Origin of the sequence: Shewanella sp. DAU305 (genome assembly GCF_026802235.1) — a bacterium.
GTDB lineage: Bacteria > Pseudomonadota > Gammaproteobacteria > Enterobacterales > Shewanellaceae > Shewanella > Shewanella baltica.
Genome location: NZ_CP113808.1, coordinates 1265431 through 1292338, shown reverse-complemented (window position 1 = coordinate 1292338; position 26908 = coordinate 1265431). Strand labels below are relative to the sequence as shown.

The window sequence follows — 26908 nt, the reverse complement described above, 5'->3', positions numbered from 1 at the left end:
AAGGAAACAACCCATGAGTCATATACAGGTTCAGGATGATCAGGGCGTACGTATTATCAGCTTTAATCGCCCCGATAAACGCAATGCACTTGATCTTAATATGTATAAACAACTGACAGAATACCTGATCGAAGGTGAAGCAGACAACGACATTCGTGCCTTTATGCTCCATGGCCAAGATAATTGCTTCACCTCAGGCAATGATGTTGCAGACTTTTTGAAAAATAGTGACTTAGGGCCAAATCACCCCGCTGTACGTTTCTTATTTTGCCTGCTGGAACTCAAAAAACCGCTAGTTGCCGCCGTTTCTGGCGCCGCCGTCGGCATTGGCACTACCGTACTACTGCACTGCGATCTGGTATATGCCGATAACACGGCGAAGTTTCAACTGCCCTTCGTCAACTTGGCACTGGTGCCAGAAGCGGGGGCCAGCCTACTGTTACCTGAACTCGTGGGTTATCAAAAAGCGGCAGAGCTATTGCTACTCGGCGAAAGTTTTAATGCCGAGACGGCCCACAGACTCAATATGATCAACGAAATTGTGGCCCATGAAGATCTACTCAGTTATGCATTGTCTCAGGCTAAAAAGTTGGCAAATCAACCGCCACAAGCCCTACAAATCACACGTCAATTAATGCGTCCGCATAAAAATCGTGTACAACACCAAATGCATCAAGAATTAGAACAATTTAGCGCTAGGCTAAAAAGTGATGAAGCCAAGAGCAGATTTCAGGCTTTTTTGAAGAAGTAGTCTGCAAGCAGTATGCACATACATGTCGCATGAGGGTCAAAGTGCCCTCTTGTTGATAGGTTTAACACCCTATTTTTTTAAAAAATTCTTTCAATTTTTCAATCAAGACAAGCCTCAAATATAAGTCATCACTGCGGACTTAAACGGGTCTTTTCCATTGATCAACTAACAGTGCTAAAACAAAGTAAATCAACAAACTCACGCCAGGCATAAATACCGTCGCGCCAGCCCACACCAATCGAGTCCAAAAGCAAGACCAACCAAATTTCCATGCCATACCAGCGGCAACACCACACACTAATCGCTCTGGGCTCTCCATACGTGCTTTTACTCGTTTCATCTAAAACCTCGACTCAATTGATTGTAATTTATTTATCACTATGCCACTGAAACCAGCAAATAATGCCTGAAAACAACGCAAGACTAATTACAGGTAACAGTAGCAAAGTCATTAAAGGTGCTACAAACCACATAAGCAGATCCCCTACTTAGCGCTATATTCATCGGCGCTTGCCGACTCACCTTCATTCTCAGCGCTTAAGCCAAGTTGACTGTTGAAGTCATAAATACTTTCAGCAAGTTGTGCTTGCAATGACATCACAAACTCACGCTTAGCACTGACTAACATTTCTTGTGTTTGGGTAGTTAGCGTTTGCTCAATGGTTCCGACAACATCCGATATTGGCGCGGCTTCTGCATGTACTGCAACGCTACCGACTAACGCACCTAATAACACACTCATTTGTACTGATTTTTTAATGGTTAACGTAAACATGATGGCATCCCTTTCGATTAATTAACTTGACGAAAGGAGTATTACAAACTGCGTGCCAACTTATAAAAGTATTTTTAAGATTATGATTTTAATCATTTAAAAAATTTTTATGTGGATAAGATGAGATATAGGGATGGATTGAAAAATAACAAGTGGTGAAAAATACTACTCAAATTAGTAAATTTCACCATCTTTTAAGTCGAGTGGAATTACTCTGTAACTTCAGCCTGAATATTCTGAAAAGCCTGCTTTACTACTTCTATCCCAGCGCCGTTTTTATGGGCATTTTCGCTCAAATAACGACGCCACGCACGGGCACCCGGTAAGCCTTGGAATAACCCTATCATATGGCGAGTAATATGATTAAGTCGCCCACCCGACTGCAAATGTGCTTCGATATAAGGCAACATAGCCTCAATCACATCCTCACGGCTGATCACCGCCTTTTGGCTGCCACATAAAACTTGGTCCACCTGCGCCAGAATATAAGGATTCTGATAGGCCTCACGCCCCATCATCACGCCATCGAGCTGCGCTAAATGGAGTTGCGCTTGCTCAAGTGTGGTGACGCCGCCATTAATACCAATATTGAGCGCGGGATAATCGCGCTTGAGTTGATATACACGATCATAATCGAGCGGCGGGATCTCGCGATTCTCTTTCGGACTCAAGCCTTGAAGCCAAGCCTTACGGGCATGAATAGTAAAATCCGTACAGCCTTTTGCACTGACCACATCAATAAACTGGGTTAAAAACGCATAACTGTCTTGTTCATCAATCCCGATACGTGTCTTAACAGTCACAGGAATATCAACCACTTGCTTCATGGCATCAACGCACTCAGCCACTAATTCAGGTTCAGCCATCAAACACGCGCCAAAGCGACCATTCTGCACTCGATCGGAAGGACAACCCACATTAAGGTTCACTTCATCGTAGCCACGCTCAGCCGCGAGTTTAGCGCAACGCGCTAAATCGACAGGATTAGAGCCACCTAACTGCAACGCCAAAGGATGTTCTTCTTGGTTATATGCCAAGTAGTCACCACGACCATGCAATATCGCCCCAGTCGTTACCATTTCTGTATACAACAATGCATTAGCCGACATCAAACGTGCAAAATAACGGTAATGACGATCAGTCCAATCCAGCATGGGCGCAATGGAAAAGGTGCGGTCGAGCGGTAGGCCATCATTAAGATTATTTTTCAACACGTTACTATCGACTCAAGTAATTAAAATTTGCCAGTAAGTTATCGCTTAGAAGGATAAAGAACCTTAATTTAAGCCGCAGATTACCAATAAACCTTAAGCTTAAAAATGGAAAAACAGTAAACGAGTTAACGTTTACTGTTTTATTGCCCCTCAGAGCTAGCGGGATTATATCCTAAACAGCCCGCTTTGGGGAGATTAAGCTGGTATTGAAGCCTGTCTCTGAGCCAAAACTATAGCTCGCTCCAACGCCTGAGCAAGTTATGGTAAATCCCCGTCAGATTAAACAACTCTTGTTCTGCAGCCTGCTGAGCTGTGAGTGTTTGAATCGATTGATCGAGTTGAAATAGCAAGCGGCGCTGACCTTCATCACGAACCATACTTTGCAGCCACATAAAGGCGGCGGTACGCTCGCCCGACAGAACTGGCGTGACCTGATGCAAGCTGCTCGATGGATACAGCACTAATGAACCCGCTGATAATTTTATGCTTTGTTGGCCGTAGGTATCTTGGATAACTAATTCGCCGCCCTGATAGCTTTCTGGTTCGCTGAGAAATAAAGTCGCTGACAGATCGGTACGGATCATCCCATCAGTGGTCGAGCGGATAGCATTATCTATGTGATACCCAAAGGTTTCACCGCCTTGATATCGATTAAACAAAGGCGGATAAAACTGTAATGGTAATGCGGCAGATACAAATTGTGGGTGTGCTAACAGCCTGTCCATAATCTGCTGACCTAGCGCGACAGCTACTGGGTCGTCCTTATCTAGTTGCTGATTGCGCTTACGAGTTGTCGCCATCGCGCCGGAGGTTTGATTACCGTCTATCCAGCGGCGAGCATCTAACTGTTCGCGTAAGTGACTCACTTCTTGTTTTGAGAAAACATTAGGAATTTCAATCAGCATCTCTGGGTTCCATAGGGCAAAAAACACGGCATGACGTATACCGTTTATAAAACATAAAAGGCAGCCCGAGGGCTGCCGTAACATTAACTAATGACTGACATTAAAAATGCATATCGGCACTGAGCATGACCAAACGTCCGGGCGCCATGTTAGCAAAATGCGCAGTGTAGGCTTTATCATAGTAACGCTCGTCAGTGAGGTTTTGCACATTCAAGCGCAGCGTCAGAAAGTCATTCATCTTGTAAGATGAAACCACATCAAAACGCCAGTATGAAGGAATCGATAAGGTATTGGCGGTATTACCGTAAACCTGTCCCATGTAATACGCGCCAGTTCCGACATTTAACTGTTCCGTAATGTCGTAAGTGGTAAACAGACTGATGCTGTTTTTGGCCGTATTAGGGAAACGATTGCCATCATAAGCGGCATTAAATCCGTTACTTTCTAGGCTAGCATCAAGATAGGTGTATCCACCAAATCCATGCCAATGCTCAGTGATATCACCTGAAAAACCAATTTCGAAGCCCTTCACTTTCTGCTCACCGACGTTTTCTTGCGGTGAATTGCGATCGGCAGAAGTCGCAACGCGAGCGTTGTTCTTCTCGATTTGGAATACTGAACCATTAAGCGATAAGCGGCCACTAAAGAAATCCCACTTAGTACCTAGCTCGTAACTTTCAGTATCTTCAGGCTTTAAATCTTCATTGTTACTTCCAAGACGATCTGAACCATCGCCATTAGATGTCCCTGGCGGATTCGAAGATGTGCCCCACGCCGCATAGATACTGCCGTTGACCGCAGGTTTATACAGCACTGATAGTTGGTAGTTTAAAAAATCATCGTCATTGGATAGTGACGAAGTCGAGTTCTGTGCAGCAGTGCTGTAATCATCCCAGCGCACGCCGCCGTTAATCATCCAAGACTCATTCAACTCTATGGTATTAAAGGCATAAACTGAGCGAGTGTCCGTTTCAGTCACAGTGGCATCTGTCCCTAGCGTCACGCTGCCGACCCAAGGGTCGTGAGGATTAGGCTTCGATAGCAAAGTACAATTGTAATTAGCCAGTAGTGCATCATTACAACCCGCATTACGACCATTACCCGTATCGACCGTATAACTTAAGTTACTGGTGCGCTCGTTGCTAAATTCAGTGCCAATCGCAAAACGGTTGGTGAATCCAGCCAGTTTAGCCTCACCCGCCAGTTGTAATTGGGTAGCGAGCGTTTTAGTGACTGAATGGCGTGATTTAGTGTTACGCCATACATAACCATTGGCGACGTTGCCTGTCGTGTCATCGGGGTTAGTCACAATGTAATAATTGGTATTACGGCTATACACTGAGGTCGACGTAAATTGCATGTCATTGTTGAAGTCATGGCTTATCAGCACTGAAGCTGTGTCGTCATTATTATCGCGAAAATCCCGCGACAATAAGCCATAGAAGTTATTGGGATCTACATCGGCAGGCCTACCTGTCGCTTGATCATAGGGGATCCCATAGTCAGGTATGTCATGGTTTTCAAAATGATAATATTCCAACGTCACCTTAGTGGGTGTCGTCAAGCCAAATGTCACCGAGGGCGCAATGCCCCAGCGATTACCAGAGACTTCATCACGACCCGGCGTATTGGCATCGTGCGCCATTAGATTCACCCGCACGGCAGCTTCATCTGCAATTACATGGTTAACGTCAAGGCTTGCTCGTTTTAAAGCATCAGTACCAATTGCAACATCCGCATTAATAAAATCTTCGGCTTGGGCTTTTTTAGTCACAATATTGATACTACCGCCAACTGCACCACGGCCGTTATAAACAGAACTCGGCCCCTTTAGCACCTCAATTTGTTCGATATTAAAAGTCTCACGGCTCTGGGAGCCCACATCCCGCATACCGTTAATAAACGTTGAAGATTGAGCGTCATAACCACGAATAAACGGCCTGTCACCATAGGGATTTCCACCTTCACCCGTACCAAGCGTAATACCGGGTGTTGCACGCAGAGCATCGGTAAAACTTTGTGCCCCCATGTCTTTGATCAGATCTTGATTAATCACAGTGACAGTTTTAGCGCTATTGAGCAGATCATCAGTAAATTTACCGGATTGTACTTTGCGCGTGTTGTAGCCCAAATATTCGCCGTTAACCTCAATATGTTCGACTTTCTTACCAGCGACTTGTGCCTGCTCCGCTGCTATCGCAGGGGTAGCTGATACAGCCATACCTATAGTTAATGAACCTAAAACATGGGCGCCGAGTGCGACTCGGCCATTGCGGCGTTTTGCAAATTTCATTAAAAGCTTTCCTGTTGCGGACTAAACCCTGTAACAGATGTCCCCCACCTGTTAATCGCCCGCTAATATAAGGAAATCACACAAACTGATCAATAACTATTATCATTTGCATTATTAATTAACATTGGTTGCATAATTTATCGTCCAGCAATGCAGGTTTTTTCATTGCCTCTGAAATTGAGAGTAGTGGAGAAAGTGAGAGTGTCTTGATGTTTAAAAAAACTGGCGACGAGCTAACCACATAAAAATATTACGTTATTACGCGAGCCGAGTCAGTTTGTGCAATGACGACTGTAATGAAATTATCTACGGGGGATATTTTAATGTTGCTGTTGAGAAATCTCGTTAGCTGCCAGACGATAGCGAATGGAATGGTATCGCAGAATCGCACTAACCGAGATGCCACAGAGTCGGGCAATAACCGCTCTCCCCTCAGTTGTTGAATAGATAAAAGTCGAGTTACTCCATAAAAAGGCTAAAAAACTTTGCAGCATCGGCACACATGGGCCACTATGAATGGGGCTAATAGTGTCGATATTGCATCATGTTTTGTATTTATGTAGCGTAAAACAGCGCCATTTGACGTTCAACGTCTTCCTGAGTAACACTTGTAAACTATGATGCAAAGCGATCGCAACCATAAATGGCACAGTGATATTGGGCCATAGCCGTATATATCTCGGATAAATGATAAGAATATCTTTAAATTAGCCTCACATTTATAGCTGTCTCATCTAAGCTGATAGAGTGTGATCAAGATTGCTGTCGATAAGCAACTTTTCTAATAGCCTTAAGCAATGCCATTACTTCATGGTTTAGGCTCAAAAGAGGACAAACTTAGGCATGAACGTTAATTTTATTAATCCTTTCCTCCAATCTCTGCTCAATGTCATTTCGACTATGGCGAGCATGGATTTGACGCCGGGCAAACCTCAAATCAAATCAGATAACTTAGCGAAGGGGGATGTGTCTGGCCTCATTGGGCTCGTTGGCCCCCAAACAAAAGGATCACTATCGATTACCTTCGAACAAAAGCTAGTTTTGCAGATAATGCAGAATATGCTGGGCGAAAACCCGGGTAAAATTAACGAGGAAGTGACTGACCTAGTGGGTGAAATCACCAACATGGTGACTGGCGGCGCAAAAAATCTATTGGGTCAGAAAGGCTATGAGTTTGAAATGGCCACCCCTATGGTCGTGTCAGGAAAAGGCCATACCATTTCCCATAAAGCAAATGGCACTAAGATTATCATGCCTTTTACCAGCCCACATGGGACCGCTTATATCGAAATATGCTTTGAAAACTAAAAGCTTAAAATGTACCAAGCCAACATAGCTCAAATTACATTAACGCTCCTGTCGCTCTGGATCTTATGTTGCATTTGCTGATTTAAAGCCAGATAACAAAGATCAGAACGGCTGGATTACCACCACCTGAACATGTTTTGACCGTTCTTTTTACTGTCTCATTTATGTTCGAGAACTGTTCAATTCGCGCGGCTCTACCCGTAAACATATCGAGTCACCCAGCCTGCACATCAAATAAGTACTTAACTGCAATGCGCTTATCTAAGCCCTACTCGCTCAGCACATATCACACTGCAAAAATTACTAATCTATGACGGTTTTATTCACTGCAATCAGTAGATGCAAACATAGTGCTGATGATTCACCGCGAGACTTCACCCTAGAGTTGCCACAAATAAAAAACGGTGTTTAACACACCGTTTTTATGATTCTGTATCTTGATCTGAAGTCGCTCAAGCTAACGAGGTTCATTTCACCAGGCTAGTCTCATGAGACCAAGCACGCGAGATTAAGCCCATGAGAGTAAACTCACGCGATGAAGTTAACAAAGCTAAGCTAAACAAACCGCAACCCTTGGGGTGAGCTTAGTGACTAATTCATAAGCGATAGTACCGATATGTTCAGCAACTTCTTCAACGGGTAATGCCTTACCCCACAACAAAGCACTGTCGCCAACCTTATCCTGCGCATCTTGGCCTAAGTCGACAGTCAACATGTCCATAGAGACGCGGCCTACTATGGGTACGCGACGACCATTGACCCACACAGGTGTACCTTCCGGTGCATTGCGGGGATAACCATCACCATAACCAATTGCGACGACACCTAAACGGGTATCTTGCTTCGCGGTCCAGAAACAACCATAACCCACTGGCTGATTGGCTTTATGATCCCGCACCGCAATCAACTGCGATACCAGTTCCATCGCAGGTACTAGTCCGTGATTCGCACCGCAATCTCCAGTGACGGGTGACACACCATAGAGGGCGATTCCCGGACGGATCCAATCGCCTTGGCTTTGCGGCCAATACAAGGCACCGGCGGAGTTGGCTAAGGTTCTAAATCCGGGTAAGCCAGCTGTTAAGGTATTAAAAGCCGCCATCTGTACTGAGGTATAAGTGTTATCTGGCTCATCTGCACAGGCAAAATGCGTCATCAAATGAATCGGTTTTGCCACATTGGAACAGGCCATTAATCGATCGTAAACCGTTGAGAATTGCTCGGGCGTAAAGCCTAAGCGATGCATACCTGAATCCACTTTCAGCCAAACAGTCACAGGTTTAGACAGCACAGTTTGCTCTAACATCTCAAGCTGAGAGCTATGATGCACCACAGTGTCGATATCATGCCCGACGAGTAACGGGAGATCGGTGGCGCGGAAAAAACCTTCCAGCAATAACAACCGCGCTGTCACGCCGCCCGCTCGTAATTCTAAGGCTTCATCCAATCGTGCTAAACCAAAGCCATCGGCACTGACTAAACAATTAGCGACATTCAATAATCCATGACCATAGCCGTTCGCTTTAACGACGGCCATTACGCGACTCGCTGGTGCCTGTTGACGCAACGCAGCGAGATTGGTTTGCAGTGCACTACTGCTAATTTCTGCACGGGGAAAAGGGTTCAAAATTTACCTTGCTCACTCAGGAAATAAAAAGTCACGGATATAAAAAATACATCAGCACAGCACGTCTTCTGCATACGCAAATTTACAATTTTCAAACATGAATTTAGTCTTCTTCAAACTGAGGTCCGGCATAATTATCGAAGCGCGAAAACTGCCCTTGGAAGGTGAGTCGCACCCGACCAATCGGGCCGTTACGTTGCTTACCAATAATGATTTCGGCCGTACCTTTATCTTGAGAATCGTTGTTATACACTTCATCGCGATAAATAAACATGATGAGATCCGCATCCTGCTCGATAGCGCCCGATTCACGCAAATCCGAGTTTACCGGGCGTTTATCGGCCCTTTGCTCAAGTGAGCGGTTAAGCTGCGACAGGGCAATAATCGGGATTTCTAGCTCTTTGGCTAACGCCTTTAGGGAGCGTGAAATCTCAGAAATCTCTAACGTACGGTTATCTTTCAAGGCGGGCACCTGCATTAACTGCAGGTAATCTATCATGATCATCGATAAGCCACCGTACTCACGGGCGATACGACGCGCGCGGCTACGAACTTCGGTCGGCGTTAATCCCGAACCATCATCGATATACATTTTGCCCTGCTCGAGCATGATGCCCATGGTCGATGAAACCCGCGCCCAATCCTCGTCATCGAGCTGACCGGTACGGATTTTGGTTTGATCAACGCGGCCCAAGGAGGCCAACATACGCATCATAATCTGTTCTGACGGCATCTCGAGACTGAAGATAAGCACCGGCTTGTCTTCATTCATCGCGGCTTGTTCGCACAAGTTCATCGCGAAGGTGGTTTTACCCATAGAAGGACGCGCCGCAACGATAATCAAGTCACCGGACTGGAAGCCGGCGGTCATCTTATCCAGATCGTTAAAGCCGCTCGAAACCCCAGTCACACCGTTATGGGGGTTATTATAAAGCTGCTCAATCTTATCGACGGTTTTTTCCAGAATGGTTTTAATGCCTTCAGGACCTTCGTTGGAATTGGTGCGCATCTCAGCGATCTTAAAGACTTTACTCTCAGCAAGGTCGAGTAATTCGCTCGAATCGCGGCCTTCTGGGTTGTAACCTGCATCGGCAATTTCGTGCGCTACGCGGATCATGTCACGTACTACGGCACGTTCACGGACGATTTCGGCGTAGGATAAAATGTTACCCGCACTTGGGGTATTTTTCGCAATCTCACCTAAATAGGCAAAACCGCCGGCATCTTCTAATTGATTTTCAACTTCGAGCTGTTCAGAAACCGTGATCAAATCGATCGGCTGCCCCAGATCGACCAGTCTGTGCATGGCAGAGAAGATCATCTTGTGTGAGCGGGAGTAAAAGTCATCTTTTACGACGGCCTCAGCGACCCTGTCCCACGCTTCGGCATCTAACATCAAGCCGCCTAATACCGATTGTTCAGCCTCAATTGAATGCGGTGGCAGCTTGAGTCCATCAAGCTGCAAATCTCTTGGCTTACTTTTAGGCTTAAAAGCACCTTGTTGTGACATTAACGCTCCCGATTTCCAACAACTTAACAAAATATGATATAAAACCCGCGTCAAGCAAACAGGATGTTTACACTCGCCTGTTATCTCATTCCAACGGACACTCTAATAATCAATAAGGAAAGAACATGCGTATTGCATTGGTTGCGGCCTTAGTAATGACATCCGGCATAGCAACTGCCGACGAAGGACAATGGCAACCTTATCAAATGCCTTCTATTGCAGACAAACTCAGTGAACGCGGAATCGATATTCCTGCAGAAAAACTGGCCGATCTTACAAGTTATCCAATGAACGCCGTTGTAGGGCTGGGCTATTGTACCGCCAGTTTTGTCTCCCCCCAAGGGCTAGTTGTGACAAACCACCATTGTGCCTTCAAGGCGATACAATATAACACTAAGAAAGAACATAACTATCTCGAACAAGGCTTTTTAGCTACATCAATGGACAAGGAACCCTCTGCCGGTCCTAACGAACGTTTATACATCACAGAGGCAGTAACCGATGTCACCGCCCAAATCAATCAAGGCCTAAGCCAAGACCCGCTGAGCCGTTACGAAGACATTCAAAATCACAGCAAAGAATTGATCAAAAGCTGTGAAGCCGATGCGAATTATCGCTGTAATGTCCGCAGTTTCCATAACGGCCTAGAATATTACTTAATCAAGCAATTGATGATCCGCGATGTACGCTTAGTGTATGCCCCACCAGAAAGTGTCGGTGCCTTTGGCGGCGACATCGATAACTATGAATATCCACGTCATTCGGGTGATTTTGCCTTCTTGCGGGCTTATGTCGGAAAAGATGGCCAACCCGCTGCCTATAGCGACGATAACATCCCTTACAAGCCAAAGAGTTACCTTAAAATAAACGCCGATGGCGTGAAAGCCGGTGACGGCGTGTTCGTCGCAGGCTATCCGGGCTCAACCAGTCGCTATAATCTTACTAGTGAACTTAAGTTTGCCAGTGACTGGCTGTATCCCACCCAAGCTAAACGCTATCAATTACAGATTGATACTATCGAAGCTATGGGACAAAAAGATGCAGACATCGCCATTAAATACGCTGGTAATATGGCTTCAATGGCCAACCGAATGAAAAAACTCAACGGCCTGTTAGCGGGTTTTAAAGCCACGGATATCGTGGGTATTAAACAAAGCCGTGAGGATAACTTTTTAGCTTGGCTTAAACAAAATCCTAAGCTAAATCAAAACCTCATCGCTGAGTTAGAAGTGCTACTTGCCGAGCAACAACAGGCGTTCCAAAGTAATTACTACTTTACTAATGCCCAATCGAGCACCCTGTTAACCGCAGCAAACAGCTTGTATCGTCTTGCGAAAGAAAAACAAAAGCCCGATGCCGAACGTGAACAAGGCTATCAAGAGCGTGATTTAGCGATGCTGAGCTCGCGCCTTAAACGTATCGATTCGAGTTTCGATGTCAAAGTCGATAAGACATTGTGGTTACAGGATTTAAATGCTTACCTAGGTCAATCGAATCGCGTGGCAGCGCTCGATAAAATGTTAAGTGTAAACAGTAAAGACGTAGATCTGGCGGCTAAGCTCGATGGTTTGTATTCACTCACTACGCTCACAGACCAAGCCCAACGTCTGGCGTGGATGAATGCCGATGTTAACGCCTTCGAAACCAGTGCCGATCCCTTTATTCGTTTAGCCGTAGCACTTTACGACACTAATATGGCGCAGGAAAAAACGGAAAAAATCTTAGACGGTAAGTTATCCACTGCTCGCCCAGACTATATGGCCGCAGTGATCGAATACTATAAAGCCAACAACTGGCCAGTCTACCCTGACGCCAACGGTACGCTGCGTATCAGCTACGGTATGGTCGATGGTTATCAATCCCGTGATGCACTCTACAAACAGCCGTTTACTCGTCTAGATGGCATAGTCGCGAAACACACAGGCGTAGAGCCCTACAATGCACCGAAAAAACTCCTCGATGCGATTGCCGAGCAACGTTTTGGCAATCATTTAGTGAAATCGGTGTATCAAGATCCCCGCGGCTGGATTTGCAGACTCTTCTCTTGCTTAGACAAACCCGAAGAATTTAACTCAGTACCGGTTAACTTCTTATCGAGCGTGGACACCACAGGCGGCAACTCGGGCTCACCAGTCTTCAACGGTAAAGGTGAGTTAGTGGGTCTTAACTTCGACTCCACCTATGAGGCCATTACTAAAGATTGGTTCTTCAACCCAACCATCACCCGCGCAGTACACGTGGATATCCGCTATATCCTGTGGATGATGGACGAAGTCGACCATGCCGATAATCTGATTAAAGAACTGGATTTAGTGAGAAATTAATACCTTGAGCTAAATCCGTTGTTCTAAACAAAAAGCCGCTCACTGTTCTGCAGTAAGCGGCTTTTATTTGGGCTCGTATTTTAGCAGCGAATACACTTTGGGATGATAAGATTGAATGAGTAGGCGCGTATCACCTAGCAATTATACCAATCGTATTAAATCCATCGCAGAGCCGATATCCAAACCTAAATACACTCAAATCCTAAATTTCAGCCATAAAAAAACACCGCCTAGGCGGTGTCTTTTTATATTTAAAGCGAGTCGTAATTAAGCTTCTGCAACCACAGATACTTTAACAACAGCTTTAACTTCAGTGTGTAACTGAACTTCAACTTCGAAGTCGCCAGTAGTACGCAGAGCGCCTAATGGTAAACGAACTTCTGATTTAGCCAACTCAACACCAGCAGCAGTCACTGCATCAGCGATGTCACGGTTGCCAACTGAACCAAACAGTTTGCCTTCATCACCAGCTTTAGAAGCGATTACAACAGCTTCCAGTGCAGTGATTTTCTCAGCACGTAGGTTAGCAGCAGCTAATTCAGCAGCTAATTTAGCTTCTAATTCAGCGCGACGAGCTTCAAATACTTTAACGTTGCTTTCGTTAGCAACAACAGCTTTACCTTGTGGCAAAAGGAAGTTACGTGCGTAACCAGCCTTAACTGATACTTGGTCACCCAAGTTGCCTAGGTTAGCGATTTTATCAAGCAGAATAACGTTCATTATCAAATCCTCTATATTCGATTAGGAATACTGCAATTACTGATGTAAATCAGTATATGGCAGTAGAGAAAGATAACGAGCACGCTTGATAGCGCGAGCTAGTTGGCGCTGATATTTAGCACTAGTACCAGTGATACGGCTAGGAACAATCTTGCCGCTTTCAGTGATGTAGTTCTTTAAAGTAACGATATCTTTGTAATCAATTTCTGCAACACCTTCAGCGGTGAAACGGCAGAACTTGCGACGACGGAAATAACGTGCCATGTTGACAGTCTCCTAAGTTTTCAATTCGACATTTTCGGCATGGATAACTAAGCGGTTTTGACCATTGCGCCCCTGTTGAAGCGTCATAAAGCCTTGCACTTGTACTTCCACACCTGCTTTCAGATCTTCTGCGACGCTTTCAAAGCGTGGGCCACTCAATATCACTTGAATTTGTACGTAGACGTTGCGGAGCATATCTGCTTCATAACGCTGCGATTTGTGTTCCAACATTATCACACTGTGTGCAATACCTGCTGGGCTTTTAAAGCGTCTTGAACGAGTTATCGTTCCTGACAACACCAAGTTATTGGTGGTCACAGATTACCTTACTCAGCGATTTCTTCAGCGTGAGCTTCATCGTATGAGCGTTCGCCAGCTGGGCCACGACGTGAATCGCGCTCATCTCTAGCTTTAGCCATTGGAGATGCTTCAGTAACGGCAACTTTAGTACGCATTACCATGTTACGCAGAACTGCGTCGTTGAAACGGAAAGCTGTTTCTAGCTCTTCAATCGTCTCTGCTTTAGCTTCAACGTTCATCAGAACGTAGTGAGCTTTATGCAGATCAAGGATTGGGTAAGCCAGTTGACGACGGCCCCAATCTTCTAAACGGTGGATTGTGCCGTTAGCTTCGGTGATAACACCTGTGTAACGCTCAATCATACCTGGTACTTGTTCACTTTGATCTGGGTGAACCATAAATACGATTTCGTAATGACGCATTTATTGCTCCTTACGGTTATGTAGCCTCGGTATTGGCTCAGTCAAACCAAATGGAGGCAAGGAACGAAAAATAGTGACTGATTTGAGCGCGAGATAGTACAGAAAGCAAGCCAGAAACTCAAGCAATAACTTTGCCTCGCCAATCAATACAGGTATGATGGCGCTTCATCTATATTCGGACGTCTGACATCAGCTAACCAAGAATAAAACATAATGCTAAAAGTTATTGCGCCAATCTTTTTATTTTCCCTTTCATTTCCTGCGCTTGCGCTTGTTCCACCTGATTATCAGGAACCGCCCAGCGATTTTACCGCAGAAATCGAAGCGGGTTTGCAACTGAATACAGGCAATACCGAATCCAGCAGTTTTAACGGTCGAACCCAACTGATTTACGACACTAAGCAAACCAAGCAAGAAGCCACGCTCAAAGCCTACTTTGCCTCAGAAAAAAGCAAGACGACTTCCGAAAAATACGAACTCCAACTCCAGTCGAACTATAAACTCACTAAGGGTTATATCTTCGGACGCGGTGATTTTACCTGGGATCAATTCGGTAGTTACACGCAAATATCAACTATTTCGAGTGGTTACGGTTTTAATGCCATCAGTAGCTACAAGACCAAACTCAGTCTCGAAGTCGGCCCCGGTTATCGATATAACTTACCGGCCGAATCTGTCGATATTCCCAATCCTGATGCTGAGAAAGATGTCATTCTGCGTACCGCGGCAAAGTTTTCTCAAAAACTGCAGGAATACAGCAGTCTCAATGCCGATTTAACTGCGGAAATGGGCGAGAACAACAATACCCTCACCTTAGACATGAACTACAAGAATCTGGTGTTCCAAGATTGGGCTTTTAAAATCGGCATGAACATCAAATATACTGAAGTGGTACCTGAAGGTAGCCAGCAGACAGATACCATCACCACCTTCAACTTACTTTATACCTTTAGATAACCGCTTTTAGATAGTCCGAAGCAATACAAGAACACGACGCCAATGTCATCTTCGGCTGGCGTCAATGTTAAAGTTCCTCCGCCCCCTCTCAAGTCACTTCGACATAATCTAAGGATTTTTCGAGCAGAAATGCGCAATTAATCAAGATTTACCAACAATTTGCAACACAACATAAACACCAACCCCTGATATACTCACGGTTTATTATCAATCTTGTTTGTGTTTTCGGAGTTGTATATGACTAATCCGCTGCGCACTTTTGCCTCTTTATATAGCACCACCTTGTTAATGGTACTGGCCGGCGGTTTGCTCACTACTTACCTTGGGCTCAGGCTCTCGGTGATGAATGTGCCACAGATATGGATAGGTGGCATGATGTCGGCCTATTATGTTGGCCTTGTGGCGGGCTCTAAGATTGGTCATAGACTTATCGCCCAAGTGGGTCATATCCGCGCCTTCGTAGCCAGTGCAGGCATAGTCGCCGCATCTGCATTGGGTCATGCACTCGTGGATGAGCTAGCAGTTTGGCTGCTCCTCAGGCTCGTTGTCGGCATGGGAATGATGTGCCAATACATGGTGCTCGAAAGTTGGCTTAACGAACAAGCCGAAAGTAACCAAAGGGGCACAGTGTTCGCGAGTTATATGATCGTATCTTACTTCGGTTTGATTTTGGGCCAAGGCGCAATCAGCATCTTCCCCGAATTAGGCCTTGAGCCATTACTGCTGATCGCGATTTGTTTCTCACTCTGTATCGTACCGATTTCACTCACTCGTCGTCTTCACCCTGCGCCTTTGGTCCCAGCTCCACTCAAAATTGCCCATTACTGGAAAAAAGCGCCGCAGGCACTCACAACCATCGCGATTGGTAGCATGATAGTGGGTTCGTTTTATGGTCTCGCGCCCGCCTATGCTAGTAACTTAGGTTTGCCGCCTGAAAAAGTCGCCACTTATATGACTGCAACGATTTTAGCGGGGTTACTGGCACAATGGCCTATGGGGAAACTGTCCGACATTATGTCCCGCAGTCGCCTTATCCGTATCAACTGTATATTGCTCGGTATCTTAGCCTTAGCTATCGCCTTAACCCCCTATCATCCGGTGATTTCACTGGTGATGACTTTCCTATTTGGTATTTTAGGCTTCACCTTCTATCCGCTTGCCACAGCGCTTGCCAACTCTCGAGTAGAGCAAAATGAGCGAGTCGGCTTATCAGCAACAATATTATTAACCTTCGGCTTAGGCGCCAGTATCGGTCCACTGATCGCCTCTACGTTGATGCAATGGCTTGGCAACAGCATGTTATATGGCTTTATGTCTGCCTGTACCTTGATCCTGTTTGTGCGTTTACGTTACGTGCATTCACAGCAAAAAGTCGAAACCAATGTCACCCAAGATTACATAATGGCGACGGGCGACTTAGTCTCTTCACCACTGGCGGCGGCGCTTGACCCAAGGGTTGATGTTGAATCGATTCAAGAGCATATGACGCCCAGTGCTAACCTAGATGAATCTGAGCATGATTTAGGGGCTGATGGCGTCGATGACGATATTATCGACGCAAATGACAGTGATGAGGAACAACTCACCTTCAGTTTCGATATCGAACAAGCAGAGCCAGAAGCCGTTCAAACGGATGAAGCTGATAGCCATCAGGTTAACCTAGACAAAGCACTGACATAAAAAGGCCAACAAAAAAGACCGATTAACTGTTTAAAGTTAATCGGTCTTTTATTACTGCTAATGCTAACTACAACAAATAGTACTACAACAAGTCGTTACTGCAAGCCTGATACCGCATGTGCGAAATCAGGCAAGCCTGAGCATATTAGCTACGACGCTGACGCACAGCTTCAAATAAGCAAATACCGGTCGCAACCGATACGTTCAAGCTAGACACACTTCCGGCCATAGGGATAGAGATCAGTGAATCGCAAGACTCACGGCTTAAACGGCGTAAACCTTTATCTTCCGCACCCATGGCAATCGCCAGTGGCCCTTTAAGATCGGCTTGATAAAGCTCGCAATCTGCCTCGCCCGCCGTACCCACAATCCATACACCTTTATCCTGCAGGTGACGCATAGTGCGCGCAAGATTAGTCACTTGGAATAAAGGCACAGTTTCCGCCGCGCCACATGCCACTTTACTCACAGTCGCAGTTAAGCCGACTGAGTTGTCTTTAGGCACGATAATACCTTGCACGCCTGCCGCATCGGCATTACGTAGGCAAGCGCCTAAGTTATGGGGATCCGTCACGCCATCCAAAATCAGCAGAAATGGTTGCTCAGTGTTGGCAAGCAGCACATCTAGATCTTGCTCATTCAACACTTTCGCCGCTTTAACGCGCGCGACTATGCCTTGATGTTGGCTGCTTTCCGCTTTGTCATCCAAGGCTTTACGAGAAGCGACTTGAATCGTAGTGCCAAAGGCTTTGGCCTGATTGGCCAGCACAGTTAAGCGCTCATCGTCACGGCCTTGTAAGAGCCATAACTCGATAATGCGCTCAGGGCTGTGTTTTAACAGGGCTTCAACTGCGTGGATCCCAAAAATAATATCTTGTTTTTTCATTTATTTCTTTCTCGTGCTCCGCTTAGCGGCTTTTGGCTTTTTAGCCGGATCTTTTACTGCTGTCTTTTTCGCTTTAGTGCCCGCTTTAGCCTTAGGTTTGGCTTTGCCAGCTTCAGCCTTAGTGCTAGGAGTTGCGGTTTTACCCGCTTTGCCTTGCTTAGCACCTTCGCGATTAACACGCTCACGGGCAGTCATCGGCTTATCACGGCTGGCAGATGCTTTACGCTTGCCACCTTTGCCGTCATCGCCCAGCATGACTAAATCAATCTGTCTGTCATCTAAGTTAACTGCAGCGACCTTAACCGTCACAGGATCGCCCACTTGATAGACTTGGCCTGTATGCTCACCGATAAGGCGTTGACGCATAGGGTCGAATTGGTAGTAATCGCTACCTAGGCTTGAGATATGCACTAAGCCATCGATAAACAGCTCATTTAAGCGCACGAACAAACCAAAGCTCGTCACTGAGGCAATCACAGCTTCGAAGGTATCGCCGACGTGATCTTGCATAAACTCGCACTTGAGCCAATCGCTAACATCACGAGTCGCTTCATCGGCACGCCGTTCTGTAGTCGAACACTCTTCGCCCAATTGGTCGAGTTCATCGAGTTGATAGTGGTAGCCACCATCCTGCGTCCACTTTTCTGTGGCTTCGCCTCTTTCCTTCGCCAGTAAATAACGGATAACTCTATGTAAGACTAAATCCGGATAACGGCGAATCGGCGAGGTAAAATGCGCATACTCTTCTAAGGCTAGACCGAAGTGACCTTCATTATCTGGAGTGTAAATGGCCTGACGCATAGAGCGCAGCAACATCACTTGGATAAGTTCAGCATCGGGACGGTCGGCAATTTGCAGCATCACGTTCTGGTAATCAGACGGCGTTGGCTCAAGTCCGCCAGGCATAGTCAAACCACGCTCAGCAAGGAACTCTTTAAAGTTCGCCAACTTTTGCTCAGATGGCGCTTCATGCACTCGGTACAGCACGTCGCCTTTGTGTTTCTTCACAAATTTAGCTGCAGAAACGTTGGCTAAAATCATGCATTCTTCAATGATTTTATGTGCTTGATTACGGCCACGCGGCACGATTTTATCAATCTTGCGCTGCTCATTGAAAATGAACTGCGTTTCCATGGTTTCAAACGCAATCGCACCACGCTCAGCTCTTTGCTCATCTAGCGCTAAATACAATGACTGTAAACACTGCAGATGCGGGAACAAGGCTTCATGCTCAGGCGCAATCGGGCCGCCTTCTAACATCTCCGCCACTTGGGTATAAGTGAAACGGGCATGGGAATACATCACAGCCGGATAAAACTTATAACCCGACAACTTGCCTTTGGCAGACACAGTCATCTCGGCGACCATACATAAACGGTCGACGTGAGGATTAAGTGAACATAGGCCATTGGAGATTTTCTCCGGCAGCATAGGGATCACTTGTGATGGGAAATACACTGAGTTACCACGGGCACGCGCTTCGGTATCTAAGGCCGAATCGGTGCGAACATAATAACTAACGTCAGCAATCGCAACCCATAAACGCCAGCCGCCACCGGCTTTTTTCTCCGCATACACGGCATCGTCAAAATCGCGGGCGTCTTCGCCGTCGATAGTCACTAATGGCAGATGACGTAAATCTACACGGCCGACTTTATCGGCGTCGGTCACTTCATCGGGAATTCGGCGCAGTTTCTTCTCGATCACTGGTGACCAAGTATGGGGTAAGTCATAGTTACGCAGGGCGATTTCGATTTCCATCCCCGGCGCCATTTGCTTACCAAGCACTTCAGTCACTTTACCCGCAGCCTTAACAAAACGACCTGGGCGACGCGTTAATTCAACCACAACCACATCGCCTTGACGGGCGCCGTTGCGGTCTTCATTCGCGACTAAGATTTCTTGGGTTATACGCTTATCATCGGCAATGACAAATGCCATACCGCTATCAACATGATAACGGCCAACAATCGCGGCACTGCGCGGCTGGATCAAACGCACCAAACGCGCTTCGCGGCGACCACGACGATCTGTGCCCGCTTTTTGCGCGAGCACTTTATCACCGTGGAAATACATCAGCATATCGCGGTTCGAAATAAATAAGTCATCACCGCCTTCATCGGGTTTGAAAAAGCCGAAGCCTTCTCTGTGTCCGAGTACAGTGCCGGGGATAAGATCCATTTTCTCGGGCAAGCCATAGCTCTGCCCACGGGTGAACACGAGTTCGCCATCGCGTTCCATCGCACGAAGGCGACGGCGCAGGGCCTCAAGTTGTTCTTCCTCTTGGATGTTTAACGCCGCGGCAATACTGTCACGAGTGATAGGTGATTTCTGAGAACGTAAGTAATCGATAATATACTCACGGCTTGGGATAGGGTTTTCGTACTTATCCTGTTCACGCTCAAAATGAGGGTCTTTGATCATTCAATATCCAAATAATGTGTCTCTAGATTAAGAGACCACTTAACGGGTTCGCAACTGTTCTTGCTGGGCCCGCGCCACTGCACTGGGGGGCATTTTAGCTGCTAACACCTGCAGTAAAGACAAGGCTTTTTTCTTCGTCGCCTCGTCCGCAAATACATCGTTATATAACCAGTGATAGGCCATCTCGTAATCCCTAGGACTACCATAACCTTCACCGAATAAACGCACTAACATCATACGAGCGGGTAAATCACCACTTGCAGCCGCAGGCAGTAAATAATGCACTGCTCTGTCTTTATTGCGGATGACAAATTTCCCACTCTGATAATACTCGGCAAGCTTTAACATCGCTTCTGAGCTACCTTGTTCGGCCGAGTCACGTAACAAAGCAATGCCCTTCACAGGGTTTGCCTTTACACAGGTTCCATAATTGAGCATTTCGCCCCACAGGAATTGATATAAAGGCTGTTTTAAGACCTGGGCTCGCGCCTCAATGTCTTGGACTAACTGGCAATCATCACGCTTCACTTTTGCTAAATATTGATCGCTACGGATCAAATCAAGCAATTGATCTTGGCTATAAATATCCACCGCCTGCGTTTCAGCAAAGCACATTGAAGATACTAAGGGCAGTAGCGCAACTAGTGCTGTACGTAGCATAACGACTCTCAATGACAATAGGGTGAATACTTGCATCGGCAGTATAACCTATTTCTTGAGCTTGAGCTGAATTTCTAACCGCAGAATTAAACAGAGAAAGGCATAAAGAAGCAGAGAAAAAGGCCGTGAAACACGGCCTTAAAAGGTCTTAATTGAACGGATTAACCAAAATCATGGTTTCGTTACGGTCAGGACCAGTAGAGATAATGTCGATTGGTGTTTCTAATAGCTCTTCAAGACGCTTGATATAATTGATCGCTGCCGGTGGCAGTTGCTCAATGGATGTCGCGCCAAAAGTCGACTCGCTCCAACCTGGCATAGTTTCATAAACAGGCGTAACCAGTTCATAACCTTCAGCCGCAAGCGGGGTCACTTTAGAGATAGTGCCATCAGGATTCTGATAACCCACACAAATCTTCACTTCTTTCAGACCATCAAGTACATCTAACTTAGTCAAGCAGAAGCCACTCACACTGTTGATTTGAACTGCGCGGCGCATTGCCACAGCATCCAACCAACCTGGACGACGCTTACGACCCGTTGTCGCACCAAACTCATGACCTTTAGTACCTAAATGATCACCAACTTCACACAATAGTTCAGTTGGGAATGGACCTGCACCCACGCGAGTGGTGTAAGCCTTCATGATACCTAAGACATAGTCTAAGTGACGTGGACCAAAACCTGAACCCGTCGCAACACCACCGGCAGTGGTATTTGAAGAGGTTACAAAAGGATAAGTTCCGTGGTCGATGTCGAGTAATGTACCTTGAGCGCCTTCGAACAGGATTGGCTCACCGGCTTTACGCGCAGTATCCAACAGTTCAGTCACGTCAACACACATGCTCTTCAGATAATCGGCCATAGCCAAAGCATCTGCTAGTGTTTGCTCGTAATCAACAGCTTCGACTTGATAGTACTCTGTCAGCATAAAGTTATGGTATTTCATAACTTCTTTCAGCTTTTCAGCAAACAGTTCAGCATTGAACAAGTCACCTACTCGCAGACCGCGACGGGAGATCTTGTCTTCATACGCAGGTCCGATACCGCGGCCAGTTGTACCAATAGCTTTATTGCCACGTGCTTTTTCACGGGCGATATCTAAGGCGCAATGGAATGGTAGGATCAGCGGACACGCTTCAGAGATCAACAGACGTTCCTCAACAGGAACACCACGATCTTTCAGCATGTTGATCTCTTTCATCAGGGCGTCAGGTGCAAGCACCACACCGTTGCCAATAATGCATTTCACATTATCGCGCAGGATACCCGATGGGATCAGATGAAGAACGGTTTTATCACCATCGATAACCAAGGTATGACCAGCATTGTGGCCGCCTTGATAGCGAACTACATATTTTGCCTGTTCTGTTAGAAGGTCGACAATCTTACCTTTTCCTTCGTCACCCCATTGGGTGCCGAGAACAACTACGTTTTTGCCCATTATTTGCTGCAAGGTTGCGGTTAAAAAAGAATTTTAACAGATCTTAGTAAGCAAGGGCAAGCAGGCTGTTTTTTACGCAAAAATCACCAAGATCACCACGCCTGCCGTGACTAACGCGCCACCAAGTCGCTGGATAACCTGCTGATTTTGATGGGAGAGCTCATTTAAATAACGACGCCACTTGTTCGGAAAGAGTAAGGGTCCGACTCCCTCTAAAAGTAATACAAGTGCTACTGCCAGCATAAAAACTTGAAAAGTCATGCGCACCTCAAACTCAGTCGTTCAATACACATTGATTGTATATCAGCCCACTCCAACAACAGAGTCTCTTCTTTAAATGAATTCGCCAGTACCATAAATTTTAGCCAATAAAAAACCCAGCATAGGCTGGGTTTTTTGATATTCCAAAAACGAATTAACGCTTAGAGAATTGTGGCTTACGACGTGCTTTACGTAGACCCACTTTCTTACGCTCAACTTTACGAGCGTCACGGGTAACGAAACCAGCAGAACGTAGTGATGGACGCAGTGCTTCATCTAATTGCATCAGAGCACGGGTAATACCGTGACGGATTGCGCCTGCTTGGCCAGTGATACCACCGCCTTTAACAGTTACATAGATGTCCAGCTTGTCAGTCATTTCAACTAACTCTAAAGGTTGACGAACAACCATACGAGCAGTTTCACGACCAAAATACTGATCCAAAGGACGTTGATTTACAACGATGTTGCCACTACCTGCTTTAGCGAAAACGCGAGCTGTAGAGGTTTTGCGACGGCCAGTGCCGTAGTACTGAGTTGCAGCCATTTGCTTAATCCCGTTTAGATATCAAGAACTTGAGGTTGTTGTGCAGTGTGGTTATGTTCTGCGCCAGCGTAAACTTTCAGTTTACGGAACATGGCACGGCCCAGAGGACCTTTTGGTAACATACCCTTAACTGCTTTCTCGATGATCATTTCTGGCTTTTGCGCTTGCAGCTTTTCAAAGCTGATTTGCTTAATGCCACCAGGGAAGCCTGAATGCGAGTAGTACGTTTTGCCTTTCGCTTTGTTACCAGTAACAGTCACTTTTTCAGCATTAACAACGATGATGTAATCACCGGTATCAACATGTGGAGTGTATTCTGGCTTATGCTTACCGCGTAAACGGATAGCGATTTCAGTAGCGATACGACCTAAAGTTTTGCCGTCTGCATCAACGACGAACCAGTCACGAGTTACGGTTTCTGGTGTAGCAGTAAAAGTCTTCATTATTACAAAAACCCAAAGTTAATTTTCTGTCTCACATGCTGCCTGCATTTGCAAACAACACAAAATTGCCTTTTAGTACCCCTTCGAGCACTGACTTCGGCTTACAACTTCCGCCCAATTGGCGGAGTAACGTGGGCAGGTGGCGGAGTATAGACAAAGCTGAGTTAAAAATCACCTGATATTTTGATAAAAATTATAAAATATCGACCAATCTGGCTTGTCATCCTAAGGATTAACAAGCCACTGGCGATTTAACACGGGAGTTAAAGCAAAACTCTTGCGCCGCAGGGTTAAGGCAGGTGCTCTGTTTTCAAATAATCGTGGGATTGCATCTCAATAAGACGCGAGCGACAACGTCTAAATTCGAAGTTAAGCAAGCCATCGGCGTAGATGTCTTCGAGTGGCACTTGGGCCGATACGATAAGCTTTACATTGCGCTCGTAAAACTCATCAACCATAGCTAAAAATCGTCTGGCGATATCATCACCGGTCAAAAATGCGCCCATTTGCTCAATGCCGCTGACCAGCACAGTATGGTAAATCCGCGCCAATTCCATGTAGTCACGCTGACTTCGCGGACCATCACAGAGCGCTCTAAAATCGGCCAACAATACGCCCTGCGCCTGCTGACGAATACTGATACTACGACCTTCGATTTCGATGTCGGCGGTAAGCACCTCAGACTCAGGCGCTAACTGGCTAAAATAACGCATAAGATTGGCATCGGCTTGTGCATCTAACGGATGATGATAAATCTCCGCTTGCTCAAGGGTGCGCAGTCGATAATCGATACCAGAATCCACATTGAGTACTTCACAATGTTGATTAATTAAGGCTATCGCGGGTAAGAAACGTGCCCGCTGTAAGCCATTTTTATATAAGTCATCGGGGATGATGTTAGACGTAGCGACCAGCACAACGCCTTCTTTAAATAGCGCTTGAAACAGCGTACCTAACAACATGGCATCGGTAATATCGGAGACAAAGAATTCATCAAAACAGATAACGCGATATTTCGCGGCCATCTTTTTCGCAATCACCAGCAAGGGATCGCGCACGCCTTTCAGCTCATCTAAATCTAAATGTAGCTGATGCATGAAACGATGGAAGTGAGCCCGCAGCTTTTGATCGCCAGGCAAGGCATCAAAAAAAGTATCCATCAGATAGGTTTTACCGCGCCCCACACCGCCCCAAAGATACAGGCCTTTAGGTGAAGCAGGCGCCGATTTTAAGCCTAATGCACTAAACAATTTCCCTACGATAGAACTCGGCTCTTCCGCCGCCGTTAAGTCTTCATAGACACGTTGTAATGCTTTGACCGCAATTTCTTGGGCCGGATCATGGGAAAAACCGTCACGGGTAAGATCTTTTTGATAATGCTGCCAAGGGCTTAACTGAGGCACTTTTTAATTCTCTTATGTCCTTTATTAAAACTGCGATGATATTAGCACGGCCAATGTGGCGCAGGATATATTAATGCTGAATACGACTTTTGCCTCAACGCTAAACAGCATACAAACGGCGAATAAACCTCTATGCTGTAGGTCATTTTAATCGGCAAAATTTGCTGATATCAGGGCTTGAAAAATGAGTATCTTGCCCACAGTTTTCCACTCAGCAACGAGTATGAAACAGCCGATAAAATAGGCTCAAAAAAATTAACATTTGTTAATATGATGAACTTTTTCAATTAGGTGCGTGTCCGAATGGTTACCTAGGCAAATAGCCGGTACCGATACAGATTTGATCTGGCACTCGCACAATAGCTGATGCATTACATCCAGATCGTTCAACCCTTATTTGGAGTTATGAATAGATGAAAACAAAATTATCTGTACTTTCAGCCGCAATGTTAGCCGCGACCCTGACTATGATGCCTGTCGTCTCACAGGCCGCCATTCCACAGACGGTTGAGGGACAATCCATTCCAAGTCTTGCGCCCATGCTTGAGCGTACGACACCTGCTGTTGTGTCCGTAGCCGTTACGGGGACTCATGTTTCAAAACAAAGAGTGCCTGATGTTTTCCGTTACTTCTTTGGCCCCAATGCGCCACAGGAGCAAGTGCAGGAACGTCCTTTTAGAGGCTTAGGCTCAGGCGTTATTATTGATGCCGAAAAGGGCTATATCGTTACCAATAACCACGTGATTGATGGTGCTGATGATATTCAAGTTGGTCTACATGACGGTCGTGAAGTAAAGGCCAAACTCATTGGTACTGACTCAGAATCGGATATTGCATTGCTGCAAATTGAGGCAAAAAATCTTGTCGCAATCAAGTCATCAAACTCTGACGACTTACGTGTTGGTGACTTTGCCGTTGCCATTGGTAACCCCTTCGGTTTAGGGCAAACCGTGACTTCAGGTATTGTCAGTGCTTTAGGCCGTAGCGGTTTAGGCATAGAAATGCTGGAAAACTTTATTCAAACCGATGCCGCGATTAACAGTGGTAACTCGGGTGGTGCACTCGTTAACTTAAACGGGGAATTGATTGGGATTAACACCGCAATCGTAGCGCCGGGCGGTGGTAACGTTGGTATCGGCTTTGCGATCCCAGCCAATATGGTGAAAAACTTGGTCGCGCAAATTGCCGAACACGGTGAAGTACGCCGCGGAGTACTGGGTATTTCGGGACGCGATCTTGATAGCCAACTCGCCCAAGGCTTTGGTTTAGACACCCAACACGGCGGCTTCGTGAATGAAGTAGCCAAAGACAGTGCCGCCGAAAAAGCCGGTATTAAAGCGGGTGATATCATTATCAGCGTCGATGGCCGTGGTATTAAGTCCTTCCAAGAACTGCGAGCCAAAGTCGCCACTATGGGGGCGGGTGCTAAGGTTGAGTTAGGACTCATCCGTGACGGTGATAAGAAAACCGTTAAGGTGACCTTAGGTGAAGCAAGCCAAACCAGTGAATCTGCGGCTGGCGCCGTGCATCCTATGTTGCAAGGTGCATCCTTAGAAAACACATCTAAGGGCATTGAAATTACCGATGTCGCCCAAGGTTCACCAGCGGCAATGAGTGGCTTACAAAAAGGAGATGTGATTGTCGGTATTAACCGTACTGCAATTAAAGATCTTAAGGCACTTAAAGCACAGCTAAAAGATCAAGAAGGTGCGGTGGCACTGAAGATCATGCGTGATAAGAGCATGTTGTATTTAGTCCTACGTTAATCGACTAAATAGGTCATTTTTTCT

The 26908-nt window shown here is 46.0% G+C and carries 25 protein-coding genes; 6 read left to right on the top strand and 19 right to left on the bottom strand.

All coding sequences use genetic code 11. The features are described from left to right. Positions 1 to 13 precede the first annotated feature (13 nt). Positions 14 to 751 (top strand): enoyl-CoA hydratase, encoded by a 738-nt coding sequence (locus OX890_RS05665; RefSeq protein WP_006083031.1) that lies wholly within the window; start codon positions 14 to 16, stop codon positions 749 to 751. Positions 752 to 890: 139 nt separating this feature from the next. Here the strand turns inward: OX890_RS05665 and OX890_RS05660 are convergent, their stop codons facing one another. The 5 genes from OX890_RS05660 to OX890_RS05640 all read right to left on the bottom strand — a co-directional run bounded on the left by OX890_RS05660 (position 891) and on the right by OX890_RS05640 (position 5938). After that, positions 891 to 1091, bottom strand: a complete 201-nt coding sequence (locus OX890_RS05660) for a PspC domain-containing protein (RefSeq protein WP_063882269.1) — start codon at positions 1089 to 1091, stop codon at positions 891 to 893. A gap of 144 nt (positions 1092 to 1235) precedes the next feature. Then, positions 1236 to 1526 carry a hypothetical protein gene (locus OX890_RS05655; protein ID WP_107402634.1) on the bottom strand — a complete coding sequence of 97 codons (291 nt, stop codon included), beginning with the start codon at positions 1524 to 1526 and terminating at the stop codon, positions 1236 to 1238. Positions 1527 to 1735: 209 nt separating this feature from the next. Further along, positions 1736 to 2740, bottom strand: a complete 1005-nt coding sequence (gene dusA, locus OX890_RS05650; protein ID WP_126491175.1) for a tRNA dihydrouridine(20/20a) synthase DusA — start codon at positions 2738 to 2740, stop codon at positions 1736 to 1738. A gap of 230 nt (positions 2741 to 2970) precedes the next feature. Beyond that, on the bottom strand, positions 2971 to 3645 hold the full coding sequence (locus OX890_RS05645) for a Fe2+-dependent dioxygenase (RefSeq protein WP_126491174.1): 675 nt from the start codon (positions 3643 to 3645) through the stop codon (positions 2971 to 2973). Positions 3646 to 3745: 100 nt separating this feature from the next. Further along, on the bottom strand, positions 3746 to 5938 hold the full coding sequence (locus OX890_RS05640; protein ID WP_006083036.1) for a TonB-dependent receptor: 2193 nt from the start codon (positions 5936 to 5938) through the stop codon (positions 3746 to 3748). Between the two features lie 843 nt (positions 5939 to 6781). On the opposite strand from OX890_RS05640, the gene OX890_RS05635 reads away from it, so the two are divergent. Further along, positions 6782 to 7246: a chemotaxis protein CheX gene (locus OX890_RS05635; RefSeq protein WP_006083037.1), complete on the top strand. Its 465-nt coding sequence runs from the start codon at positions 6782 to 6784 to the stop codon at positions 7244 to 7246. Between the two features lie 550 nt (positions 7247 to 7796). Here OX890_RS05635 and alr read toward each other — a convergent pair. Together alr and dnaB are read right to left on the bottom strand one after the other, a co-directional pair. After that, positions 7797 to 8873: an alanine racemase gene (gene alr / locus OX890_RS05630; RefSeq protein ID WP_006083038.1), complete on the bottom strand. Its 1077-nt coding sequence runs from the start codon at positions 8871 to 8873 to the stop codon at positions 7797 to 7799. 103 nt (positions 8874 to 8976) lie between these two features. After that, positions 8977 to 10383 (bottom strand): replicative DNA helicase, encoded by a 1407-nt coding sequence (gene dnaB, locus OX890_RS05625; protein ID WP_006083039.1) that lies wholly within the window; start codon positions 10381 to 10383, stop codon positions 8977 to 8979. A gap of 125 nt (positions 10384 to 10508) precedes the next feature. Here dnaB and OX890_RS05620 point away from each other — a divergent pair, with 125 nt between their 5' ends. After that, the gene (locus tag OX890_RS05620; RefSeq protein ID WP_268650222.1) at positions 10509 to 12707 is read left to right on the top strand and encodes a S46 family peptidase; all 2199 of its coding nucleotides are present in this window, start codon (positions 10509 to 10511) and stop codon (positions 12705 to 12707) included. A gap of 267 nt (positions 12708 to 12974) precedes the next feature. Here OX890_RS05620 and rplI read toward each other — a convergent pair whose 3' ends face one another. Genes rplI through rpsF form a run of 4 tightly spaced genes read right to left on the bottom strand, consistent with a single transcriptional unit; the run spans position 12975 to position 14413 of the window. Next, the gene (gene rplI, locus OX890_RS05615; RefSeq protein WP_006086059.1) at positions 12975 to 13427 is read right to left on the bottom strand and encodes a 50S ribosomal protein L9; all 453 of its coding nucleotides are present in this window, start codon (positions 13425 to 13427) and stop codon (positions 12975 to 12977) included. 36 nt (positions 13428 to 13463) lie between these two features. Next, positions 13464 to 13691, bottom strand: a complete 228-nt coding sequence (gene rpsR / locus OX890_RS05610; RefSeq protein WP_006083042.1) for a 30S ribosomal protein S18 — start codon at positions 13689 to 13691, stop codon at positions 13464 to 13466. A gap of 12 nt (positions 13692 to 13703) precedes the next feature. Next, positions 13704 to 14009 carry a primosomal replication protein N gene (priB, locus tag OX890_RS05605; protein WP_006083043.1) on the bottom strand — a complete coding sequence of 102 codons (306 nt, stop codon included), beginning with the start codon at positions 14007 to 14009 and terminating at the stop codon, positions 13704 to 13706. 8 nt (positions 14010 to 14017) lie between these two features. Further along, the gene (gene rpsF / locus OX890_RS05600) at positions 14018 to 14413 is read right to left on the bottom strand and encodes a 30S ribosomal protein S6 (protein WP_006083044.1); all 396 of its coding nucleotides are present in this window, start codon (positions 14411 to 14413) and stop codon (positions 14018 to 14020) included. Between the two features lie 213 nt (positions 14414 to 14626). On the opposite strand from rpsF, the gene OX890_RS05595 reads away from it, so the two are divergent. Then, the gene (locus tag OX890_RS05595; protein ID WP_006083045.1) at positions 14627 to 15370 is read left to right on the top strand and encodes a DUF481 domain-containing protein; all 744 of its coding nucleotides are present in this window, start codon (positions 14627 to 14629) and stop codon (positions 15368 to 15370) included. A 237-nt stretch (positions 15371 to 15607) separates the two neighbouring features. Beyond that, positions 15608 to 17050, top strand: a complete 1443-nt coding sequence (locus OX890_RS05590) for an MFS transporter (RefSeq protein ID WP_268650221.1) — start codon at positions 15608 to 15610, stop codon at positions 17048 to 17050. Between the two features lie 145 nt (positions 17051 to 17195). Here the strand turns inward: OX890_RS05590 and rlmB are convergent, their stop codons facing one another. The 8 genes from rlmB to zapE all read right to left on the bottom strand — a co-directional run bounded on the left by rlmB (position 17196) and on the right by zapE (position 25118). Continuing rightward, a complete protein-coding gene (gene rlmB, locus OX890_RS05585; protein WP_006083047.1) occupies positions 17196 to 17936 on the bottom strand; it encodes a 23S rRNA (guanosine(2251)-2'-O)-methyltransferase RlmB in 741 nt (246 codons plus the stop codon). Further along, the gene (gene rnr / locus OX890_RS05580; protein ID WP_006083048.1) at positions 17937 to 20360 is read right to left on the bottom strand and encodes a ribonuclease R; all 2424 of its coding nucleotides are present in this window, start codon (positions 20358 to 20360) and stop codon (positions 17937 to 17939) included. It lies immediately after the preceding gene. A 39-nt stretch (positions 20361 to 20399) separates the two neighbouring features. Next, a complete protein-coding gene (motX, locus tag OX890_RS05575) occupies positions 20400 to 21056 on the bottom strand; it encodes a flagellar protein MotX (protein ID WP_011847814.1) in 657 nt (218 codons plus the stop codon). A gap of 112 nt (positions 21057 to 21168) precedes the next feature. Further along, the gene (locus OX890_RS05570; RefSeq protein ID WP_006083050.1) at positions 21169 to 22464 is read right to left on the bottom strand and encodes an adenylosuccinate synthase; all 1296 of its coding nucleotides are present in this window, start codon (positions 22462 to 22464) and stop codon (positions 21169 to 21171) included. Between the two features lie 72 nt (positions 22465 to 22536). Then, positions 22537 to 22725, bottom strand: a complete 189-nt coding sequence (locus OX890_RS05565; protein WP_006083051.1) for a DUF2065 domain-containing protein — start codon at positions 22723 to 22725, stop codon at positions 22537 to 22539. A gap of 154 nt (positions 22726 to 22879) precedes the next feature. Then, entirely contained in the window at positions 22880 to 23272 is a 393-nt protein-coding gene (gene rpsI / locus OX890_RS05560; protein ID WP_006083052.1) for a 30S ribosomal protein S9, read from the bottom strand. 14 nt (positions 23273 to 23286) lie between these two features. After that, positions 23287 to 23715, bottom strand: a complete 429-nt coding sequence (gene rplM, locus OX890_RS05555) for a 50S ribosomal protein L13 (RefSeq protein WP_012088240.1) — start codon at positions 23713 to 23715, stop codon at positions 23287 to 23289. A 290-nt stretch (positions 23716 to 24005) separates the two neighbouring features. Beyond that, complete coding sequence (zapE, locus tag OX890_RS05550; RefSeq protein ID WP_115335535.1) at positions 24006 to 25118, bottom strand: cell division protein ZapE; 1113 nt, start codon at positions 25116 to 25118, stop codon at positions 24006 to 24008. Positions 25119 to 25531: 413 nt separating this feature from the next. On the opposite strand from zapE, the gene degQ reads away from it, so the two are divergent. Beyond that, positions 25532 to 26884 carry a Do family serine endopeptidase DegQ gene (gene degQ, locus OX890_RS05545; protein ID WP_011847817.1) on the top strand — a complete coding sequence of 451 codons (1353 nt, stop codon included), beginning with the start codon at positions 25532 to 25534 and terminating at the stop codon, positions 26882 to 26884. Positions 26885 to 26908 lie beyond the last annotated feature (24 nt).